This window comes from Aporhodopirellula aestuarii (assembly GCF_023701485.1).
GTDB lineage: Bacteria > Planctomycetota > Planctomycetia > Pirellulales > Pirellulaceae > Rhodopirellula > Rhodopirellula aestuarii.
This window is the reverse complement of sequence record NZ_JAMQBK010000024.1, coordinates 73,995-92,663: the sequence shown is the minus strand read 5'-3', so window position 1 is coordinate 92,663 and position 18,669 is coordinate 73,995. Positions and strand designations below refer to the sequence as shown.

Genomic DNA, 18,669 nt, shown 5'->3' with positions numbered 1-18,669 from the left:
ATTGCAGCCACCCAACCAACCAAACAGCTAACCAACCATCCAACGACCGACCCCTTTCCATTTCTCACTTCCTTGGAAAGGACGCTGCCATGCAGGTCGAAATGTGGTCGCTTGATCGGATCAAGCCTTACGAAAACAACCCCCGCATCAATGACGACGCCGTTGATGCCGTCATCCTCTCGATCAACGAGTTCGGATTTCGCCAGCCGATCGTCGTCGACACCGACGGTGTCATCATCGTTGGACACACTCGATTCAAGGCCGCGACGAAGCTCGGGCTGACCGAAGTACCCGTGCACGTCGCAACAGACCTTGAGCCCGAAGCCGTGAAGGCGTATCGGATCGCCGACAATCGAACGGGCGAAAACTCCGAGTGGGATTGGGACTTGCTGCCCATCGAAATCGGCGATCTGCAGAACTCGGGTTTCGATTGCGAGCTGCTCGGGTTCAACGACGACGAACTCGCCAAGCTGCTTGATCCCGGCGTCACACAAGGTCTGACCGATCCCGAGGAAGTACCGGAGCCGCCGGACGAAGCGGTGACTCAGCCCGGCGACGTTTGGATTCTCGGCGACCACCGATTGATGTGCGGTGATTCGTCGAAAGCCGAAGACGTCGATCGGCTGCTCGCCGGCGCGAAGATTCAAATGGTGAATACCGACCCGCCGTACAACGTCAATGTGGAACCGCGAAGCAAGAACGCGATCGCTGCCGGTAATAGTTCGTTCCCGGCTGGCGAAGGCAAAACGAAAGCCGGTGAGAAGAAGATGCGGGCCAAGGATCGCGTGCTTGCGAACGATAAAGTCAGCGACGATGAGTTCGCGTCACTACTTGCCGCTTGGTTCGGGAACATCGGTCGCGTATTGCAACCGGGTCGCTGCTTTTACATCTGGGGCGGGTTCTCCAACATCGGCTGCTATCCGCCGGCACTGGCCGCCAGCGGGCTGTATCTTTCGCAGACCATCATTTGGGACAAGATGCACCCGGTCATCAATCGAAAAGATTTCATGTCCGGCCACGAATGGGCGTTCTACGGTTGGCGTGAGGGAGCCGGCCACAAGTTCTTTGGGCCGAACAACGCTACCGACCTTTGGCACGTCAAGAAGATTCCGCCGCAGCAGTTGGAACACCTCACCGGCAAGCCGGCGGAACTTGCGGTGACGGCGATGCAGTACTCAAGCCGCAAAGGCGAAAACGTGCTGGACTTGTTCGGCGGCAGTGGTTCGACCTTGATCGCGGCGGAGCAGACCGGACGCAAGGCGTTCTTGATGGAACTCGATCCGCCGTACTGCGACGTGATCGTCGACCGCTACCAACGCTTCACCGGGAAGCCAGCAGTGTTGGAACGAACCGGCGAATCACCGATCGCGATGAAACCGCGAGAGGAGAAGATGCGGTAATGGCTAGAGTTCCTTGTAGGACCAAGCTCCGTCGTCAAAGACATAGACGAACCGAGCACCGCAGTTCCTTGCGAAGTCCAGCAGCGAATCGTGCGTTGGCAGAATCGCTGGCGGGTCACCGTCGGCAAAACGCTCGGCCTCGCCCATCTCGGCGTCCAAGCAGCGGATATCACCGCCGTCGATCAAGGTTTCCGCTTCTTTGGTCGTTTGGTAGTTGGCCATCAAATGTGCTCCGGTGTGTTCGGGGTAGCCATCGTAGTGAAGGTAGACCGCTGCATAAGTTCGGTCGGCGCGGCGGACGGCGATCGTCGCTCGTGTGGACATGGTGGTTGCTCCTTAGTTCGTGGTGTCGGCCGGCAGTCGCTCGACGACGTCCGGTGGAATGGAAAGCATCAGCGACCGACCGTTGTCCCAGTCGACATCGACTTGCGTCCAACCGCTTAGCGGATAGACGCCGGCCACCGTTCCGGTGGTGCCAGCAGGAATCGGATCGGGGTCGTCGGTCATCGAAAGCAGCCGCACGCGATCGCCCGCCTTGAGGTTCGTTTTCATCGTTTTGTTTCCTAGTTGCGAGCGTTGTTGGTTTCGTCGACCAGCGCGGCGACTTCCGAAAGTTGAGCGTTGACCAAGTTCAACGCTCGCACGTGCGTCCATCGCAATGCCTTGTTATCGGGCCGAATCATTCGGTCGAGTTGCAACTCAATATGTTGCAGCAGGTCGCGTGAAATTTGGTGAGCGTTGTCGTAAGCCGCTGCCGGTTCGACCGGCCGCGCGGCGAGCGTTTCAATCTTTGCCATTTCGTTCTTCCGTTCGTGTTTGAAAACCGTTCGTACAACCACACATGAGCCATGACTTTCCGAACACATCAAGCGAAGTCTGCGAAACACGCCTCAGAATTCGCATTCTTTTCCCCGACGCCCAACGAGCCGCGACGTGGCCTCGTGTCGCGTCGTTTAGAAGGTCGGCGTTGTGTTTCCCGTCACGACGAAACGCCCGCACGTTGCAGACGTCGGGCGTTGTCGGCGAAGCCTCGCCAAGCGGGATCATCCGGCCGGCTACCAGCCGATCGGTACAAGAACGTGCGAATTGGGACCCGTCACTGGGAACGATTCGCCGGCGTCGGTTCTGGCGTACAAGGCGTCACCGCGTCATATGACGTCTCGCACCGGCCCGGCGTCAATCATCTCGTTGCGGATCGACCGCAGTTCGTATCTCACGCCAGCTTCCGGCGTCGCGGTTTCACCGTCTTCCAAGTCCTCGACGGTCCGCAGGTCGTAGAAATGCTTCATGGTTCAATCCCCCTACGCTCGCGCGGTGAAGCGACCGCGTTCAACTTTGATGAAACGGCTATCGTCGCCCTTGGCAAGCTCACGAAGGATCGCCGAGTACAAAGTCGCGTGTGGCGTCTTTCCTCCGGGGCTCGTCCAATATCCGGCGTCCGTCATCGCGGCGATCATTTCCTGAGCGTTCATCGTTTCCTCGGTCTCGCCCAAGACTTTCAAAGCCGCCTCGATACACGAGAGCTTCTTGTCGCCGGCCGTCGCCGCCACACTCGCCGCGTCGCCGCCGTTCGTCTGCTTCGCGACTCGTTTGCGGGCTCGCGTTTCGCCGGCCGAACTGGCCGACGTCGTCGCTCGTGCTTTTCCTTGCAACCGCTGGGCGGTTTTGATCCGCACCTTCTTGTTGGTCGTAAGGTTCGTGGCGTCCCAGCCGCCGGCCGAATTCGTCGAGTCGATTCGTACGACGACCTTCTTATTGGTCACGTTGGCATAGTACTCGCCGCCTACTTTTACGTCTGCCTTCTTCATCGTTCGTTCTCCGAAAGGGAAAGGTTCGTGGTTGGCTGCCATCGTCAGGCGACGGGTGCCACCCGCCGCTACGCCAAGCCTCCGTGCTGGCGTTTCGGCTTTGGTTTACAAGACCGCCCCCAAAACGCTCTCGTCGAGCTTTTCAAGCAGCTCGCAAAAGATGTAGTGCTCTTCGAGGAGCGGGCCGGCCGGTCCGCCGTGGTCGAGGTCGGCAATTTCAAGGGCGTTTACCAAGGGCCGAAGGTTTTCGGCGATGCGGTAATAGCTTTCGCGAATCTCTTGGGCCGTGTGCGCGTCCATGTTTCGGAAGAGCGGGGCAAGGGCTTCGGCGCGGGCCTTTTGGGTTTCGTTCATGGGCATGGTTTGTTCTCCGGTGGAAAGGTTGGTTACGTTTTGCCGTCGGGCGTTAAGACACATGAGCCATGGTTTTCAAAACACATCAAGCGAATCTCGGCGAGTTCTAGAAATGTTTTCAATCGTTTTTCCAGAACTCGCATAACTCCCGAACGTGTGGCGAATTCAGGCTCGAAAGTTTTTCCCGAAATGTTCCTTCAATTCGCGGAGCTGTTCGCAAAGATGCTGCAAGGAACCGACGTGCTCCCAATTCAGCGGCGCGGCTTCGCTACCTGGTGCCGGCAAGTCTTCGACGGATTCGTGCAGGTCTTCCAGCAACGTGAGGGCTTGAATGTGTGCGGCGGTGTAGGCGTGTTCGAGTTTGGCGTTGGCCATGGTTGTATCTCTCGGTTTGAAAAAGGAAAGAAAGCGGGCTTCGAGCGAAGCCCGCGTTGGAAACGACGGCGGCTAGCAGTCGCGGCAGGTTTCCCAGGCTCGCTTGCTGCCGTAGCAGATCTGCCCGCCTTCGACGATGTAGACGATCGCGTCTTCCGCTACGTCTTGGTCGTCGAAGTATTCGCTGGGGTCTTCCTCGCTGGCCTCGTTCATCTCCGAGCCGCTGGTGACGCCGGCGATTCGGTTTTCAAAGGGCCAGTTCTCTTGCGTCATCAAACGCACTTCAGCGTCCGGCCCGTGTTGTTCGCGGTACTCGCTCAGCAGTTCGATCAGGGCGTCAATCGTCATCGTTTGGTCTCCGTAGGTAGGAAGGAAAATTCGTTTTGCGATGACACACATGAGCCATGGTTTTTGAGACACAGCAAGCGCATTCGCACTGCAATTTGCAGTCTTTTTGCATGTTTCTCGATCTCGCCGACGTGCCCCGCAAAGGCCGCGTGTCGGCGTCCTCGAAACACTCGGCCCCTTAGGGTTACTTATGCGAACGACGCGACACGTGCGCCAGAAAACGCCAACGTTTGGAAGGAAACGGTTCGGAAGGAAACCAACGCGCAAAAGAAAAGCCGCGGTGAAGGCCGCGGCGTTGAAGGAAAGAAGTTGGCCGGCCGTTTAGACCGCTTGGTCGTACTTGCGAGCCATTTGCAAAAGCTTCTTCTTGACCGGTTTCCAGTCGCAGGTTTGTTCGCCGGCCGAAAGCTCGCCGTATCGTTTCGTGCGAAGAGCTCCTTTACGCCAGCCGATGGTCCAGCCAAGGCGGTAGTACAAGCGGTTCAGTTCCGTTTCGCCTTCGCCCGCGCCGTTGCGGTCCCAGCAGCTCTTGGTGCCAGGTCGCTTGGTGTAGTCCCATCCGCTGCAGCGTCGCGTGGTCAAAGCCAGTTCGGCCAAGCCCAATACCATTTGGATGTAGCCAAGCAGTTTGGTTTTGTTGAGCGTGCCGGCGAAGGCTCGAATCTCGATTCGGTTTCGGCCGCGAGCGAGGTGCGTCAAGTTCAAAAGGTGGTAGCGGTCTGCTTCGCAGTTTCGTTTTGCTGCGTCCTTGTTGCCGTAGCTCTTGATCTGCTTCGCCCAGGTATTTCGCTCGCGTCGTTTGGTTCCCGTCGAAGCGTAGATGGCTCGTTCGTGGTTTCCGATCAGGCTTATCAGCCGAGCCAAGGCGGCCGCGTCACCGTTCCAGGTGATGGTGATGTGAAGGCCGCAGCTTTCGTTGACCCGAGCCCCGCGTGCTTTGATCGCGTCGACCGCTCGTTCTACGTTTTGAAGTCCTTCGTACCCGCGAAGGATAGGCGATACGAACTCGGCGTTCTTGCGTCCGACCGGCGTGCGGATGCTGCTATCGCGTTCTGCTTTCCAGCCTTCGGGCAGCCAAGCGACCGGCAAGCCGTTGTGGTATCCACCGATCGGCGTGGTGTCGTTTCCGGGCAGGTGAGTTTCGATTTCGATACCGAAGGCGATGTCGTTGGCGTGCATGGTTGTGTCTCCGAAAGGTGGCTAGGTGGTTGGGTTTCGCGTGGCGTTTTGCCGGCCGCGTGTGACACATGAGCCATGGGTTTCGGAACACATCAAGCGAAGTCTGCCTAACGTTTTGAATGATTTCGCATGTTTTTTTGGACGCCAACACGCCGCCAGTTTTGGCCCAACGTGGCGTCCAAAAACATGCGGCTAACCACGCCAAACATGCAAACATTCGCGACAGTCGTCGACGTGTGCGGCGTGTCGCGAAGCCCTCCAATCAAGAGCAGTCATGGAAGACAAACGCAAAGCAGTGACGATTAACTCGCTGCCGATCAAAGACGCCGCGACCGCGATCAGTAACGCCTGCCAAACGCGATTCACGCCGGAGCAAATCGAGGCCGACGTTGCCGCCGGCGCACCAACCAACTCTGACGGAACGCTCAACGTGGTCGCCTACGTCGCGTGGCTACTCCAGGAGACACGACGTGCAACTTGACCCAGCGAAACTTCGACCGAGCGAGTGTTGCCGGCTACTCAACAGCACGTCGCTCGGCGAAGTCATCAACGAACGACAACTCCACCGTTATCGAACGCGAGCAGGTCTTCGCATCGGTGACGGCAAGAGCGTTCACTTGCTGAAGTTCGCCGGCCTGCTAATCGAAGACCGACACCGACCCAAAGCTGACGACACCGATGCCTACGAAAAGCACAAGGACTACTCGCGGGAACGAAACGCAGCGAAGTCACTGGCCGGCCGGGACATCGGAGAACTGCCACCGGTCGCCGACGGTGAACGTAAATCAAAAGCCGCCGACAGTTTCCGATACTTTTGCGAAGCCTACTTTTCGCTGACGTTTCATCTCTCCTGGTCGCCGGACCACATCGCCGTCATCAACAAAATCGAAGAAGCCGTCGTTCGAGGCGGTTTGTTTTCGCTGGCGATGGCTCGCGGTAGCGGCAAGAGTTCGCTCGCCGAAGTCGCCTGTATCTGGGCGGTGCTTAACGGCTATCGCGATTTCGTTTGCTTGATCGGCAGCGACGAAGGCCACGCCTGCGACATGCTCGAATCCATCAAGACCGAACTAGACGGCAACGACCTACTACTGGCCGACTACCCCGAGGTTTGCTTTCCGATTCAAGCACTCGACGGCATAGCCAACCGAGCCAACGGACAACTCCACCAAGGAAAACGCACGCAAATCGGCTGGACCGCGAAAGAAGTCGTCCTCCCCAGCATCGAAGGCAGCAAAGCGAGCGGTGCAATCATCAAAGTCGCTGGCCTCACCGGCCGAATCCGCGGGATGAAGTTCAAACGGCCCGACGGCAAAACGGTCCGGCCATCGTTGGTCGTCCTCGACGATCCGCAAACCGACGAGTCTGCTCGTTCGCTATCGCAATGTGCCAACCGCGAAGCGATACTCGCCGGCGCGGTGCTCGGGCTCGCTGGCCCTGGCAAAAAGATCTCCGGCATCATGCCGTGCACGGTCATTCGCCCCGGCGACATGGCCGACAACATCCTCGACCGCGACAAGCATCCCGAGTGGAACGGCTCGCGAACGCGAATGGTCAACTCGTTCCCAACCAACGAAACCCTGTGGGAACGCTACGCCGAGATCCGCAGCGAAGGTTTGCGAGCCGGCGATGGCGGAGCGGCCGGCACCGAGTTCTATCGCAAGAACAAGGCTGCGATGGACGAAGGTGCCGACGTCGCATGGAAAGAGCGTTTCAACCACGACGAGTTGTCCGCGATCCAGCACGCGATGAACTTGAAGCTTCAAGACGAAGCCGCGTTCTTCGCCGAATATCAAAACGAACCGTTGCCGGCCGAAACCGTCGATGCCGACCAACTCACCGCCGAGCAAGTCGCGCAAAAGTTCAACGGAATGAACCGGTGCTGCATTCCCATCGCCGCCAACCACCTCACCGCGTTCATCGACGTCCAAGGCAAACTGCTCTTCTACGTCGTCGCCGCCTGGGAAGACGATTTCACCGGCTACGTCGTCGACTATGGATCCTTCCCCGACCAGAAACGTTCCTACTTCACACTCCGCGACGCGAGGTACACGCTCGCCACCGAAGGCACCGGGCTCGAAGGCTCGCTCTACGCCGGCATGGAAAAGCTGACCACCGACTTACTTGGCCGAGAATGGCAACGCGACGACGGCGCGGCAATGAAAATCGAACGTTGCCTCATCGACGCCAACTGGGGCCACTCCACCAACGTCGTCTACCAATTCTGCCGACAAAGCCCTCACGCCTCGATCCTGCTTCCCTCCCACGGACGCTTCGTTGGAGCATCGTCCAGCCCCTTTAGCGAATACAAACGCCGGCCCGGTGATCGCGTCGGCCTCAACTGGCGAGTCCCCTCGGTCCACGGCAAACGAGCCATCCGGCACGTCATCTACGACACAAACTGGTGGAAGTCCTTCACCCACGCCCGACTCGCCGTCGCCATGGGCGACCGAGGCTGCCTCTCCGTCTTCGGCGACCGCGCCGAGCAACACCGCATGTTCGCCGAGCAAATCACCGCCGAGTACTTCATCAAAACCGAAGGCCGCGGCCGAACCGTCGACGAATGGAAAGCCCGCCCCGAGCAACCCGACAACCACTGGCTCGACTGCCTAGTCGGAACCGCTGTCGCCGCGTCGATGCAGGGAGCGTTGTTATTTGGAACCGATCGACCATTCGCACCAAAAAGAGGACGGGTTAGTTTCAAAGAGCTTCAACGCAGAAAACGAAGCTAGCTCCACCGTTCGGTAGAGCGCTGCAGTCAAGAAAACCGGAGCGCCCGGTGTCGGCCACCGGGGCACCGAAGAGAATCGGCAGAAACCCGCTGCAACGGAGTGGTTAGGTCTGACACGATAAGACTCCTTCGACTTCGAAATGCCCGGTAATTGAACCCCCGGGTAGCGAGCTGACGTCATTGCTAGCGATACGTGTGCTTTTCCAACATGCCGCGGCCTCATTTTTTTCCTGGTCCATCTCAACGACAAAGATCCACCCGATTCAGCTCAATGCTGGCTTTTTTCGTCTAGGTCCGACGCGCACTTGTTAGCGATCGCGAGTGTTCAAAAAGTAAGTTTGTAGTCCTCGTTGAATGGCCGGATTAGCGTTTCAAAAGAGAATCGGAGTGCCGACGCAGCCCAAAACGTCTGTTAGCCCTTCGCCAAATCGATTATCCTTTGTTTGCAATTTGGTTTTTGTAAGGTTTTGGAGTGTTGGCCGTGTCAACGAACGTGCAGGAAAGAGTAGAGCAACTGAAGGGTCTGCTGAAGATCGCCGAAGCGGCAACAATGTGTGGCGTGACGACCGAGACGCTGCGCAATTGGGATCGATCGGGCACCTTGGTTGCTCAGCGGCATCCGCTAACTGGCTACCGCTACTACCGCTCCAAAGACATTGAAGCATTCATCAAGCGGCGTCTCAAAGAACGCGAGGAAAATTCGTGAACGACAAACAAGACGAATCTTCCCACGAACGCCCGGTGGTTGTTGGTGTGGGCGCCTCCGCCGGAGGTCTTGATGCGTTGATGCGGATGTTGTCCAGTCTGCCGAACGATCCTCCGATGGCGTTTGTGATCATTCAACACCTGGATCCAACGCATGACAGTGCACTGACGGAGATTCTGCAGCGGAAGACTTCCTTGCATGTTCAGGAAGTCACTGAGGATACCGAGATCGAAGACGGGTACGTCTACGTCATTCCGCCTGGCAAGTATCTGTTGATCGACAAATGCGTTCTAAAGCTGACGCAGCCGACGGAAGAACGCGGGGCACGAATGTCGATTGACTACTTCTTTCGGTCGTTGGCCGAAGATCTATGCGAATACGCTGTCGGCGTCGTGCTTTCAGGCACGGGTACCGACGGCACCGCAGGTTTGAAAGAGATCAAAATGTGTGGCGGTTTGACCGTCGCCCAAGATCCGCACGACGCCGAACACATCGGTATGCCGCAAAGCGCGATCAACGCCTTGCAGGTCGACTTCACGCTGACGGCGGAACAGATCGGTCATCGATTGGTGAGTTACGTCCAGCATGCTCGCGAGCACAGTTTGCTGTCGGCGCAAGAATCCATTCAACACCGTGATCAACTCGAAGCGATTATCACACACCTGAAGGAAAATTCCGGCACCGACTTTCGCCGCTATCGCCGCAACACGATGACCCGCCGTGTTCGGCGTCGCATGGGGCTAAAGCAGCTCACATCGATGGAGGATTACCTGCATCTGCTGAAGGACGACAAGAAAGAAGCCGCCAGCCTGAAGTCGGATCTGCTGATCGGCGTGACAAAATTCTTTCGTAACCCGGATGCATGGGATTCGCTGCAAAAAACTCTACTGGGACCGATGATCAAGGCCAGTGAGGATTCGCGGCCGATTCGGATTTGGTGTGCCGGGTGCGCGAGCGGCGAAGAGGTTTATTCGCTGGCAATGTTGTGTCATGAAAATGCGGACACCGCGCCAAAACGACCCTCGTTTCAAATCTTTGCGACCGACATCTCGACCGAGGCACTTTCGACGGCCCGCGAAGGACTGTATCCCGAATCGGTCGTGGCCGATTTGACCTCGACGCGACTGCAGCACTTCTTTCACAAAGAAGGCAATCACTACCAAGTCTCACGACGACTGCGGGAAACCATCGTTTTCGCTGAGCAGAACGTGCTGTCACATCCGCCATTCTCGCAGCTTGATCTGATCGTCTGCCGAAACCTGCTTATCTACCTCGACCGGCCGGCCCAGCGGCGTGTGCTCGATGTTTTTCAGTTTGCACTCAAAGAAGGCGGCGGACTCTTCTTGGGCAGCAGCGAATCGACGGGTGATGCATCGCGTCACTTCACGGCGATTGACAAACGATGGCGATTATTCAAACGGACCGCAACGGCGGCGATGCCGCCGATCGAGCGGGACAACGATCCGCCGCCTTCGATGACCGAGACCCGGCCGACAAGGAGGGAGACGGATCAGCGACGTGGCAATCTGGCGACGCTTGTCCAGCGGCAGATGATTCGTGAAGCGAAGATGGGCGTCGCCGTGGTCAACGTCGACGACCGGGCGACGTACCTGCAAGGACAGATCGACCAGTACTTGCAAACCGGAGTTGGTGAACTTGGTGGTCCACCACCGCTCATTCTGGACATGGTCCGCGAAGGTCTGCGGAGCAAAGTTCGGCCGCTGCTACGCAGGGTTCGCGATTCGTTTGATACGCACACCGTCGATGGACGCGTACGCCGAGACGGAAAATACTATCCCGTCCGGTTGGTGGCGCGACCGCTGCGAGGACAAGACGGTGCGGTGTTGCTCTCGTTCATGCCAGCGGATATCTCAGGCAGCTCAACACCAACCGATGTTCCCGCGCCACCCCAATCCAAACCAAATTCCGCGCAGCTAGCGGCCAAGTTTGATGTCGAAGCAGACGACAAGGACGCTTTGATTGAGTCCTTGAGATTCGAAAACAGCGAGCTGTCTCACGAGCTCGATACAACTCGCCAACAGTTATCCACGACGATCGAAGATCTCGAAACGGCCAACGAGGAGTTGCAGGCGGCTAACGAAGAGTCCATGGCGGTCAACGAGGAACTGCAGGCCGGCAACGAAGAGCTAGAAACGTCAAAAGAAGAACTGCAATCACTCAACGAAGAATTGGTCACGCTGAACAACCAGTTGGAAATCAAGCTGCATCAGTTGCAGGACACTACCGATGACCTCAACAACTTGCTGCTGAGTACGCATTTGCCGACGGTGTTCATCGACACCCATTTCCGCATCCGCCGCTTCACTCCATCAGCGACCGATCTGTTCCACTTGATTCCATCGGACAACGGGCGTCCTCTGCTGGACGTTCGTGCCGACTTCAACACCGATGAATTGTTCCAGTTGGCTCGTGAGGTTCTCGAATCACTCCAGCCGCGTCAGTGTGACGTTGCAACGACCGATGCAAAGAGTTTTCTCGGCCGGCTGCAGCCCTATCGCACCGAAGACAATCATATTCGCGGGGTCGTGATGACGTTCTCCGACGTCACCGATCTCAAGCGTAGCAAACAGATCGCACAAACTCGTTTGGCCGAACTGGAAACCATCTACGAAGCCACGCCAATCGGTTTGTCCTTCATCGCCAAGGATCGCACCTACCGGAGCATCAATCGTCGGCTGGCGGAGGTGAACGGCGTGTCGGTCGAAGACACGATCGGTAAAACGCTGCGGGATGTTTTACCCGAGCCATTGGTGGAGGGAGTTGAGCAGTGCTACGAGCAGGTCTTTGCAACGGGCAAGCCGATCGACGATTTGGAGGTCATCGGACAGACCCATGCTGATGAAAAACTGCACAAATATCGCGTCAGCTACCATCCGGTGTTCGACAAACATGCCGACGATGCTGAAGTGATCGGTGTCAACTCGGTCGTCGAAGACGTGACGGATCTGCGACGGATGCAGTTGGAGTTGTCGACCAGCGAGGAACGTTTGCGGCAGATTGCGGAGGTATCGGACTACGTGTTCTGGATCACGCAGATTGATCCCGAGCGTGTGCTTTACGTCAGTCCCGCGTACGAGAAGTTGTGGGGACGCAAAGCCAAAGATCTATTGGAAGACGCCCGGCATTGGTCCGAAGCGATTCACGTCGACGACCGGGAGCGGGTTAGCAGGGCGTTCGAACGATTCATTAGCGAGCCCGACGTAGGACCTTTTGAAGTTGAGTATCGCATCGTTCGCGAAGGCGAAACCCGCTGGATTGCCGACAAAGCCAACGCAATCCGCGAGTCCGACGGATCAATCAATCGTGTGGCCGGGGTTGCCCGTGATATCACTGACACGACGACTGCGTTTCAGCGGTTGGAGATTAGCGAAGGTCGCGCGAGACTGGCCATTAACTTGGCAAAGATTGGGGTTATCGAAGTCGACTACAAAACCAACCAAGCGGTCCTCGATGACATCGCGGCCAAAACGTTTGGTCTGCCGTCCGGTGAAGCGGTATCACGCAACGAGATTCACGATCGGTTTCACCCGGAAGAGCGTGAGGGACTGGTCGCAGAAATTGACCGTTTTATCCAAGATCCCGATGAACGCGTCAGTTCATTTGAGCATCGAGTGCTACTCCCCGATGGCGAAGTCCGCTGGGTCCGCGCCTCCAAACGCGTCTACTACAGAACTGTGAAAGGGAAGCAAGTCGCTCGCAACACGGTCGTGGCCGTACTTGATTTCACCGATCAGCACAAACAGCGCGAACGACTCGCTCAAGCACGCGACGAGGCCGAAGCCGCGAACCGATCACGTGGTGAATTTCTGGCCAACATGTCGCACGAAATCCGAACGCCCATGGCGGCCATCTTGGGTCACGCTGATATCCTCAACGATCACCTGAAAGATCCTGACAACTTGTCGGTCGTCGATACGATCCGCCGTAACGGTCGGCACTTGTTGTATATCATCAATGACATTTTGGACTTGTCGAAGATTGACGCCGGCAAGATGGAAGTCGCATCGCGACCGGTGCGGCCCGATGCGATCGTGGGTGAAGTTCGATCATTGATGGACGTGCGAGCGGCCGAAAAACGATTGCCGTTGAAGATCGAATTTGACGGACCTGTTCCCGAGATGATCGACACCGATCCGGTCCGACTGAGGCAGGTGCTTTTAAACTTGGTTGGCAATGCAATTAAGTTCACCGATGACGGTGAAGTTCGATTTGTGATTCGCTACGACCAGTCCGACCAAACGATGCACTTTGATGTGATCGACACGGGGCTGGGCATTGCCGAGGATAAGCTGGATTCGCTGTTTGAACCGTTCACGCAGGCCGATGCCACCACAACCCGCTCCGCTGGCGGGACAGGTCTTGGCTTGACCATCTGTCGTCGTCTCGCTTACTCGCTTGGCGGCGAAATTACAGCCGACAGCCAACCCGGTGAGGGCAGCCGTTTCAGTTTAGTGCTGAACGTGCAAAACGAAACGCAACTCATTGAACCCAATCTGAACCGCGAAACGCCGTTGGACGCGGCGAGCGACGATCCGCAAATTTCCTGCAGCGTGCTCATCGTCGATGACCGACGTGACATTCGCTATCTCGCTCAACACTTCGTTGAAAAAGCTGGCGGAACCGTACACACGGCAACCAATGGGCGAGAAGCGGTCGACTTCGTTACCGCCGAGGATGCACCGGAAGTAGACATCATCGTAATGGACATGCAGATGCCAGTGATGGACGGCTACGAGGCAGTCGCTGAACTACGGCAGTTTGGTTGCAAGCTTCCCATCATTGCCTTGACCGCCAACGCGATGAAAGAAGACCGAGACGAGTGTCTTGCTGCCGGTTGCACTGACTACACCACCAAACCGGTCGACAGCAAAGTGATGATCGGCATGATCGACCGGCTGGTACGCGAAGGCTCGAACAGTTCTGATTTCAACTGAGTAAGCTGGCAGATTTGTGGGCATACAGCTATTCGCTGCTAGCAAATTGGTGATTCACCTTCGACAAATCACCCTGCCAGACTTCTTCGTGTTTTTCTGCCGATTCTTTTCGGTGCTCCGGTGGCCGACACCGGAGCCTTATCTCTACTCTTGGCCTGTTCGTTTCATCAACCGACGCATCGGGGAACACAATTCTGGATCCTCACGAGAGATACCAGAGGACGATTTGCGTTTCGCGGCCAATTTTCTGGTTTACCCACGGCTCACTTCGCCTAAGTAACCCTGAGAGGGACGTTTGTTTTCGAGCAAGTGAGTGCCGGCGATGGCTGATGATCTCAATGATGAAATTCGTGAGAACGCTGCGGGGCCTGCGAAGGCTTCGGGTGATGCGGGTTCGGTTGAGCAGCACAAGCTGACGGAGCAGATCGCTGCGGACAAGCATCTCGCTGGCAAGGACGCGGTTCGGAAGCCGAATCGCGGCTTGCGATTTAACAAGATCGTGCCGCCGTCGGCTGGCTGATCATTCTTTTTGCTTTGCGATGAGCACAGGGCTGCCGGGGACGGCAATAGGATTACATCACGGATGTTGAAACGTTTGTCAGGGATTATCGAGCAAGCATGGCGTGGCGGAGCTTCCCGCTCTTCATCCACGCCGGGACGCTCGCCCCGGCAGCCCTTCTTCTCGCGGCTTCGTGCGAAGTACGACGCGGCGAACACGACGCTCGACAACATGAAACATTGGTCGCGGGCCGATGGTCTGTCGTCTGCTGCAGCGAATAGTCCCGATGTGAGGCGAACACTTCGCAATCGGTCGCGATACGAGGTCGCCAACAACAGCTACGCTCGCGGGATCACGTTAACGCTGGCGAATGATGTCGTGGGCACTGGGCCACGTTTGCAAATGCTGACGCCCGATGCTGAAGCGAATCGTTTTGTCGAACAAGAGTTCTCCGCTTGGGCCGAGGCGGTAGGTCTGGCGGAAAAGCTACGAACCATGCGACTCGCCCGCGTTTCGGACGGTGAATCGTTTGGTTTGCTGACCAGCAACGAACGAGTTGACTCGACCGTGAAGCTCGACTTGCGATTGATCGAAGCCGACCAAGTGGCCTCGCCGACGTTGGTTGCGGACCGAACACGATACATCGACGGAATCCAGTTTGATACCGACGGAAACCCGCTCAGCTACGACGTGCTTCGCGAACATCCTGGCGATGTGACGTTTGCGATTAACGAGGAGTTTGACACGGTGCCGGCCGCCGCAGTGCTGCACTACTTCCGCTGCGATCGTCCGGGTCAGATTCGTGGCATTCCCGACATCACGCCGGCGTTGCCTCTATTCGCACAACTTCGTCGGTTCACACTCGCCGTACTTGCGGCTGCCGAAACCGCGGCTGACTTTGCTGGCATCCTCTACACCGACGCGCCGGCCAATGGTGAGGCAGACGCTGCGGAACCATTCGAGCCGATCGAACTTGAGAAGCGAATGCTGCTCACGATGCCGGGCGGCTGGAAGATGGCTCAAATGAGGTCGGAGCAACCATCGACCACGTATGCCGAATTCAAGAAAGAGATCCTCAACGAGATCGCTCGCTGCTTGAACATGCCTTTCAATGTCGCTGCTGGAAATTCTAGCGGTTACAACTACGCGAGTGGGCGACTCGATCACCAAACCTACTTCAAGTCGATCCGTGTTGAGCAAACCCAACTCGCTCGCGTCGTGCTGGATCGCGTTTTGATTGCTTGGCTTCGCGAAGCCATTCTCATCGAGGGCTATCTGCCCAATTCGCTTCGCACGCTCGACAGCACGTTCGAGCACCAATGGTTCTGGGACGGGCACGAACATGTCGATCCCGCCAAAGAAGCCAATGCCCAAAAGATCCGTCTCTCGAATCATACGACGACTCTGGCCATCGAATTTGCGCGGCAGGGGCGTGATTGGGAGACGGAACTCAAACAGCGTGCCAAAGAAGTGTCGCTGATGCGTGAGCTTGGTCTGTCGGCCAGCGATGAAACTGAAACCCAACCCTCAACCAAGGTCACGGAAGACAATGCCGAAGACACAGCACGCGCCGCTTGAAGCCGACGCCGAATCCGTTCCCAGTTCGCTGCGAATCGTTTGTGACGACGCTGCGACGATCACGCTCGCCGCAGCCGAAACGCCAGAAGAAGGCAAGCCGTCACTGCGTAAGTTCTCGATGACCGCGTACACCGGCGGTGCGATGCGGTTGGGCGGTTGGCCTTATCCGGTGGTGGTCGATTTAGCTGGCATGCGAGTGACCCGCAAGTCTCGTCCGATTTTGAAAGACCACGATCGGGGCAGCATCGTTGGGCACACAGACGACATCGCGATCACCGACAAATCGCTCGAAGTCGCCGGCGTGATCTCAGGAGTTGGTGCGACGGCTCAGGAAGTGATCGCGACCAGTGAAAACGGTTTCCCGTGGCAAGCCTCGCTGGGTGCGAGTGCCGACAAGGTTGTGTTCATTCCTGAAGGCAAAACGGCCAACGCCAATGGTCGCGAGTTCAAGGGGCCAGTCTATGTCGCTCGCAAGTCAACGCTGGGCGAGGTTTCGTTCGTCGCTTTGGGTGCTGACGACGATACCGAGGCTCGCGTCGCTGCCGGCAACTACGCCGAGGGCGATGATCCCGGCGATACGGATGAAGAAACCGACGACCTCGAACCCGTCAACGCAAGTTTGAACATGAGCACCAAACCAAAGACCGAAAACAAAACAGCGACCACTTCACCGGTCAACGACATGCGTGCCGAAGCCGCTGCGGAATCTCGTCGCATCGCCGGCATTCGCAAGGTGTGTGCGGGCAATCATGCCGATATCGAAGCCGATGCGATTGAGCAAGGCTGGTCCACAACCAAAACGGAACTCGCCGTGCTGAGAAGCGAACGCCCCAAGGCTCCCGAGCAGACGCAAAACTCACCGCGATACAGTCGCGAGGTCCTCGAAGCTGCTGCCTGCCTGTCGGTCGGCATCGAAGAAAAAACGCTGCTAGCCAGCTATGGCGAAAAGACGCTCAACGCCGCCAACCCGCTACGTCACATCGGCTTGCGTGAACTCGTCGCCGAGTGCGCTCGCATGGAAGGCATCGACGTGCCTCGCGTCTTTGGCGATGGTACGGCAACCATTCGAGCGGGTTTCAGTTCCATGAGTCTGCCCAGCATCATGGAAAACGTCATGAACAAGACGCTGCTGGCGGCCTATCAAAACACCCCGATCGCCGCCTTCGATCTTTGCAGCGTGGGAACGGTCACCGACTTTAAGGAAGTCGCCCGTTATCGTTTGCTCGGGACCGGTGGTTTTGAGCAAGTCGCCCCTGATGGGGAACTCAAGCACGGTAAGTTATCGGACCAAAAATTCAGTAACAAGGCCGACACGTATGGCCAGATCCTGACGCTGACGCGACATGACATCATTAACGACGACTTGTCGGCGTTCATGGATATCCCACGCCAGATGGGACGCTCCGGAGCCGAGTCGATCGACGATCTGTTCTTCACGCTGCTGCTGAAGAACACGGGCTTCTTCTCCTCAGGTAACGCGAACCTGCTCTCCGGTGCCGACACTAAGTTCGGTCCCGATGCGTTGACCGTCGCCAAGACCACCTTCCGCAAACAGAAAGCCGGTCCAGGCGGCAAACCCAAAGATCAGAAACCGATCAATATTCGCCCCGAGTACTTGGTGGTTCCAGTGGAGCTTGAAACCGAGGCGGAATTGCTGATGGGCTCGTCCCAGTTGATGATCGATGCTCAAGGCTCACCGACCAAAATCCCAGTCGATAACCCGCACCGCAATAAGTACCGGATCATCAGTACGCCTCACTTGTCGGATTCGTACTACACCGGCGCAAGCGGCACGGCGTGGTATCTGTTCGCCAACCCCAATGTGCTGCCGGCGTTTGAGATCGTGTTCCTCAATGGCCGTCGCACGCCGGTCATCGAGCGAGTCGAAATGCCGCCGAACACGCTGGGTATGGGTTTCCGATCGTACATCGACTTTGGCGTGAATTCTCAAGACCACCGCGCAGCCGTGAAGGTCACGGGCGAAGCGTAAATCCTGGGAACCGTGTCTTCCCCGTCACAGCAACCAACACATTCGAGTCCACCTGAGGTTTTTATGTCTGCAGCAGAGTTCGTTCACGATGGTTCGGCCATCGATCACACACCCGTCGCCGATCTTGCATCTGGAGAGATCGTGGTTCAAGGCGATCTTGTCGGTATTACCAGGCGAGCGATCAAAGCCGACACGCTGGGAGCGATTGCCGTTGAGGGCGTTTTCGACGTGCCCAAAGATCCTGCCGGCGCGGTTGCTTTCACGGTCGGCCAGAAAGTTTACGTCGACGGAAGTAACGAGCCGCAGACGACGGCGACCGGTAACAAGCTGCTTGGAAAAGCGGTACTGCCCGCAGCAACCGACGATGAAATCGTGCGTGTCCGCCTGAGCCAATAGTAAAAGGGCACTGACTCGCGATGTCCGCAGTCTTCCTGCACGACGGAGCGACCGTAGATTTCCTTCCTGCTGCGGACGTGGCCGCCGGTTCGATCATTGTTCTGGGGGACCTGGTAGGAGTCAGCAAATTCTTCGTTGCCGCCGGTCGCACGGGCGGGATCGCGGTTCGCGGCGTCTTCGATGTCCTGAAAGATCCGTCGACCAACATCGACGTTGGCACTCGACTTTATTGGTCCACGGTCAGTTGGCATGTGGTCAAAACGGCCAGCGGACATCCGCTGCTTGGCAAGTCAGTTTTGCCGGCTTCTCCCGGCACCTCCTACGTTCGCGTCCTACTGACGCAGTAGTTCCCA

General features: G+C 57.3%; 19 protein-coding genes and 1 other RNA gene. 10 read left to right on the top strand and 10 right to left on the bottom strand.

Annotated features, from left to right (window positions below; all coding sequences use genetic code 11):
* Positions 1 to 89 precede the first annotated feature (89 nt).
* Positions 90 to 1,400: a DNA modification methylase gene (locus tag NB063_RS08755; protein WP_250928363.1), complete on the top strand. Its 1,311-nt coding sequence runs from the start codon at positions 90 to 92 to the stop codon at positions 1,398 to 1,400.
* Positions 1,401 to 1,403: 3 nt separating this feature from the next.
* Here the strand turns inward: NB063_RS08755 and NB063_RS08750 are convergent, their stop codons facing one another.
* The 10 genes from NB063_RS08750 to NB063_RS08705 all read right to left on the bottom strand — a co-directional run bounded on the left by NB063_RS08750 (position 1,404) and on the right by NB063_RS08705 (position 5,464).
* Complete coding sequence (locus NB063_RS08750; protein WP_250928362.1) at positions 1,404 to 1,724, bottom strand: hypothetical protein; 321 nt, start codon at positions 1,722 to 1,724, stop codon at positions 1,404 to 1,406.
* A gap of 12 nt (positions 1,725 to 1,736) precedes the next feature.
* Positions 1,737 to 1,952, bottom strand: coding sequence for a DUF4314 domain-containing protein (locus NB063_RS08745; RefSeq protein ID WP_250928361.1), 216 nt, complete (start codon positions 1,950 to 1,952; stop codon positions 1,737 to 1,739).
* 11 nt (positions 1,953 to 1,963) lie between these two features.
* A complete protein-coding gene (locus tag NB063_RS08740; protein WP_146406592.1) occupies positions 1,964 to 2,197 on the bottom strand; it encodes a hypothetical protein in 234 nt (77 codons plus the stop codon).
* A 351-nt stretch (positions 2,198 to 2,548) separates the two neighbouring features.
* On the bottom strand, positions 2,549 to 2,689 hold the full coding sequence (locus tag NB063_RS08735) for a hypothetical protein (RefSeq protein WP_250928360.1): 141 nt from the start codon (positions 2,687 to 2,689) through the stop codon (positions 2,549 to 2,551).
* 12 nt (positions 2,690 to 2,701) lie between these two features.
* A complete protein-coding gene (locus NB063_RS08730) occupies positions 2,702 to 3,208 on the bottom strand; it encodes a winged helix-turn-helix domain-containing protein (RefSeq protein WP_250928359.1) in 507 nt (168 codons plus the stop codon).
* Positions 3,209 to 3,237: 29 nt separating this feature from the next.
* An RNA gene (locus NB063_RS08725) (hammerhead ribozyme type II) lies at positions 3,238 to 3,308 on the bottom strand.
* A 5-nt stretch (positions 3,309 to 3,313) separates the two neighbouring features.
* Positions 3,314 to 3,568 carry a hypothetical protein gene (locus NB063_RS08720; protein WP_250928358.1) on the bottom strand — a complete coding sequence of 85 codons (255 nt, stop codon included), beginning with the start codon at positions 3,566 to 3,568 and terminating at the stop codon, positions 3,314 to 3,316.
* A gap of 159 nt (positions 3,569 to 3,727) precedes the next feature.
* Entirely contained in the window at positions 3,728 to 3,937 is a 210-nt protein-coding gene (locus NB063_RS08715) for a hypothetical protein (protein ID WP_250928357.1), read from the bottom strand.
* A gap of 72 nt (positions 3,938 to 4,009) precedes the next feature.
* Positions 4,010 to 4,285, bottom strand: coding sequence for a hypothetical protein (locus NB063_RS08710; RefSeq protein ID WP_250928356.1), 276 nt, complete (start codon positions 4,283 to 4,285; stop codon positions 4,010 to 4,012).
* 321 nt (positions 4,286 to 4,606) lie between these two features.
* Positions 4,607 to 5,464 (bottom strand): amidoligase family protein, encoded by an 858-nt coding sequence (locus NB063_RS08705; RefSeq protein ID WP_250928355.1) that lies wholly within the window; start codon positions 5,462 to 5,464, stop codon positions 4,607 to 4,609.
* 274 nt (positions 5,465 to 5,738) lie between these two features.
* Here NB063_RS08705 and NB063_RS08700 point away from each other — a divergent pair, with 274 nt between their 5' ends.
* The 9 genes from NB063_RS08700 (at position 5,739) to NB063_RS08660 (ending at position 18,663) form a co-directional block, all read left to right on the top strand.
* On the top strand, positions 5,739 to 5,945 hold the full coding sequence (locus tag NB063_RS08700) for a hypothetical protein (RefSeq protein WP_250928354.1): 207 nt from the start codon (positions 5,739 to 5,741) through the stop codon (positions 5,943 to 5,945).
* Entirely contained in the window at positions 5,935 to 8,193 is a 2,259-nt protein-coding gene (locus tag NB063_RS32435) for a terminase gpA endonuclease subunit (protein WP_250928353.1), read from the top strand. The genes NB063_RS08700 and NB063_RS32435 overlap by 11 nt, the downstream gene beginning before the upstream one ends.
* Positions 8,194 to 8,673: 480 nt before the next feature.
* Entirely contained in the window at positions 8,674 to 8,898 is a 225-nt protein-coding gene (locus NB063_RS08690; protein ID WP_250928352.1) for a MerR family DNA-binding transcriptional regulator, read from the top strand.
* On the top strand, positions 8,895 to 13,853 hold the full coding sequence (locus tag NB063_RS08685; protein ID WP_250928351.1) for a chemotaxis protein CheB: 4,959 nt from the start codon (positions 8,895 to 8,897) through the stop codon (positions 13,851 to 13,853). The genes NB063_RS08690 and NB063_RS08685 overlap by 4 nt, the downstream gene beginning before the upstream one ends.
* Positions 13,854 to 14,175: 322 nt before the next feature.
* Positions 14,176 to 14,373, top strand: coding sequence for a hypothetical protein (locus tag NB063_RS08680; RefSeq protein ID WP_250928350.1), 198 nt, complete (start codon positions 14,176 to 14,178; stop codon positions 14,371 to 14,373).
* Positions 14,374 to 14,436: 63 nt separating this feature from the next.
* On the top strand, positions 14,437 to 15,930 hold the full coding sequence (locus tag NB063_RS08675) for a phage portal protein (RefSeq protein WP_250928349.1): 1,494 nt from the start codon (positions 14,437 to 14,439) through the stop codon (positions 15,928 to 15,930).
* The gene (locus NB063_RS08670; RefSeq protein ID WP_250928348.1) at positions 15,902 to 17,920 is read left to right on the top strand and encodes a Mu-like prophage major head subunit gpT family protein; all 2,019 of its coding nucleotides are present in this window, start codon (positions 15,902 to 15,904) and stop codon (positions 17,918 to 17,920) included. The genes NB063_RS08675 and NB063_RS08670 overlap by 29 nt, the downstream gene beginning before the upstream one ends.
* Before the next feature lie 63 nt (positions 17,921 to 17,983).
* Positions 17,984 to 18,316, top strand: coding sequence for a DUF2190 family protein (locus tag NB063_RS08665; protein WP_250928347.1), 333 nt, complete (start codon positions 17,984 to 17,986; stop codon positions 18,314 to 18,316).
* A 20-nt stretch (positions 18,317 to 18,336) separates the two neighbouring features.
* Positions 18,337 to 18,663, top strand: coding sequence for a DUF2190 family protein (locus NB063_RS08660; RefSeq protein WP_250928346.1), 327 nt, complete (start codon positions 18,337 to 18,339; stop codon positions 18,661 to 18,663).
* The last annotated feature ends 6 nt before the right edge of the window (positions 18,664 to 18,669 follow it).

Bases quoted from the DNA above. Each gene is read 5' to 3' on its own strand.
- NB063_RS08705 (WP_250928355.1), bottom strand. From the start codon at position 5,464: ATGCACGCCAACGACATCGCCTTCGGTATCGAAATCGAAACTCACCTG.
- NB063_RS08750 (WP_250928362.1), bottom strand. From the start codon at position 1,724: ATGTCCACACGAGCGACGATCGCCGTCCGCCGCGCCGACCGAACTTAT.
- NB063_RS08720 (WP_250928358.1), bottom strand. From the start codon at position 3,568: ATGCCCATGAACGAAACCCAAAAGGCCCGCGCCGAAGCCCTTGCCCCG.
- NB063_RS08735 (WP_250928360.1), bottom strand. From the start codon at position 2,689: ATGAAGCATTTCTACGACCTGCGGACCGTCGAGGACTTGGAAGACGGT.
- NB063_RS08665 (WP_250928347.1), top strand. From the start codon at position 17,984: ATGTCTGCAGCAGAGTTCGTTCACGATGGTTCGGCCATCGATCACACA.
- NB063_RS08730 (WP_250928359.1), bottom strand. From the start codon at position 3,208: ATGAAGAAGGCAGACGTAAAAGTAGGCGGCGAGTACTATGCCAACGTG.
- NB063_RS08660 (WP_250928346.1), top strand. From the start codon at position 18,337: ATGTCCGCAGTCTTCCTGCACGACGGAGCGACCGTAGATTTCCTTCCT.
- NB063_RS08670 (WP_250928348.1), top strand. From the start codon at position 15,902: ATGCCGAAGACACAGCACGCGCCGCTTGAAGCCGACGCCGAATCCGTT.
- NB063_RS08700 (WP_250928354.1), top strand. From the start codon at position 5,739: ATGGAAGACAAACGCAAAGCAGTGACGATTAACTCGCTGCCGATCAAA.
- NB063_RS08740 (WP_146406592.1), bottom strand. From the start codon at position 2,197: ATGGCAAAGATTGAAACGCTCGCCGCGCGGCCGGTCGAACCGGCAGCG.
- NB063_RS08710 (WP_250928356.1), bottom strand. From the start codon at position 4,285: ATGACGATTGACGCCCTGATCGAACTGCTGAGCGAGTACCGCGAACAA.
- NB063_RS08755 (WP_250928363.1), top strand. From the start codon at position 90: ATGCAGGTCGAAATGTGGTCGCTTGATCGGATCAAGCCTTACGAAAAC.
- NB063_RS08715 (WP_250928357.1), bottom strand. From the start codon at position 3,937: ATGGCCAACGCCAAACTCGAACACGCCTACACCGCCGCACACATTCAA.
- NB063_RS08675 (WP_250928349.1), top strand. From the start codon at position 14,437: ATGTTGAAACGTTTGTCAGGGATTATCGAGCAAGCATGGCGTGGCGGA.
- NB063_RS08680 (WP_250928350.1), top strand. From the start codon at position 14,176: ATGGCTGATGATCTCAATGATGAAATTCGTGAGAACGCTGCGGGGCCT.
- NB063_RS08745 (WP_250928361.1), bottom strand. From the start codon at position 1,952: ATGAAAACGAACCTCAAGGCGGGCGATCGCGTGCGGCTGCTTTCGATG.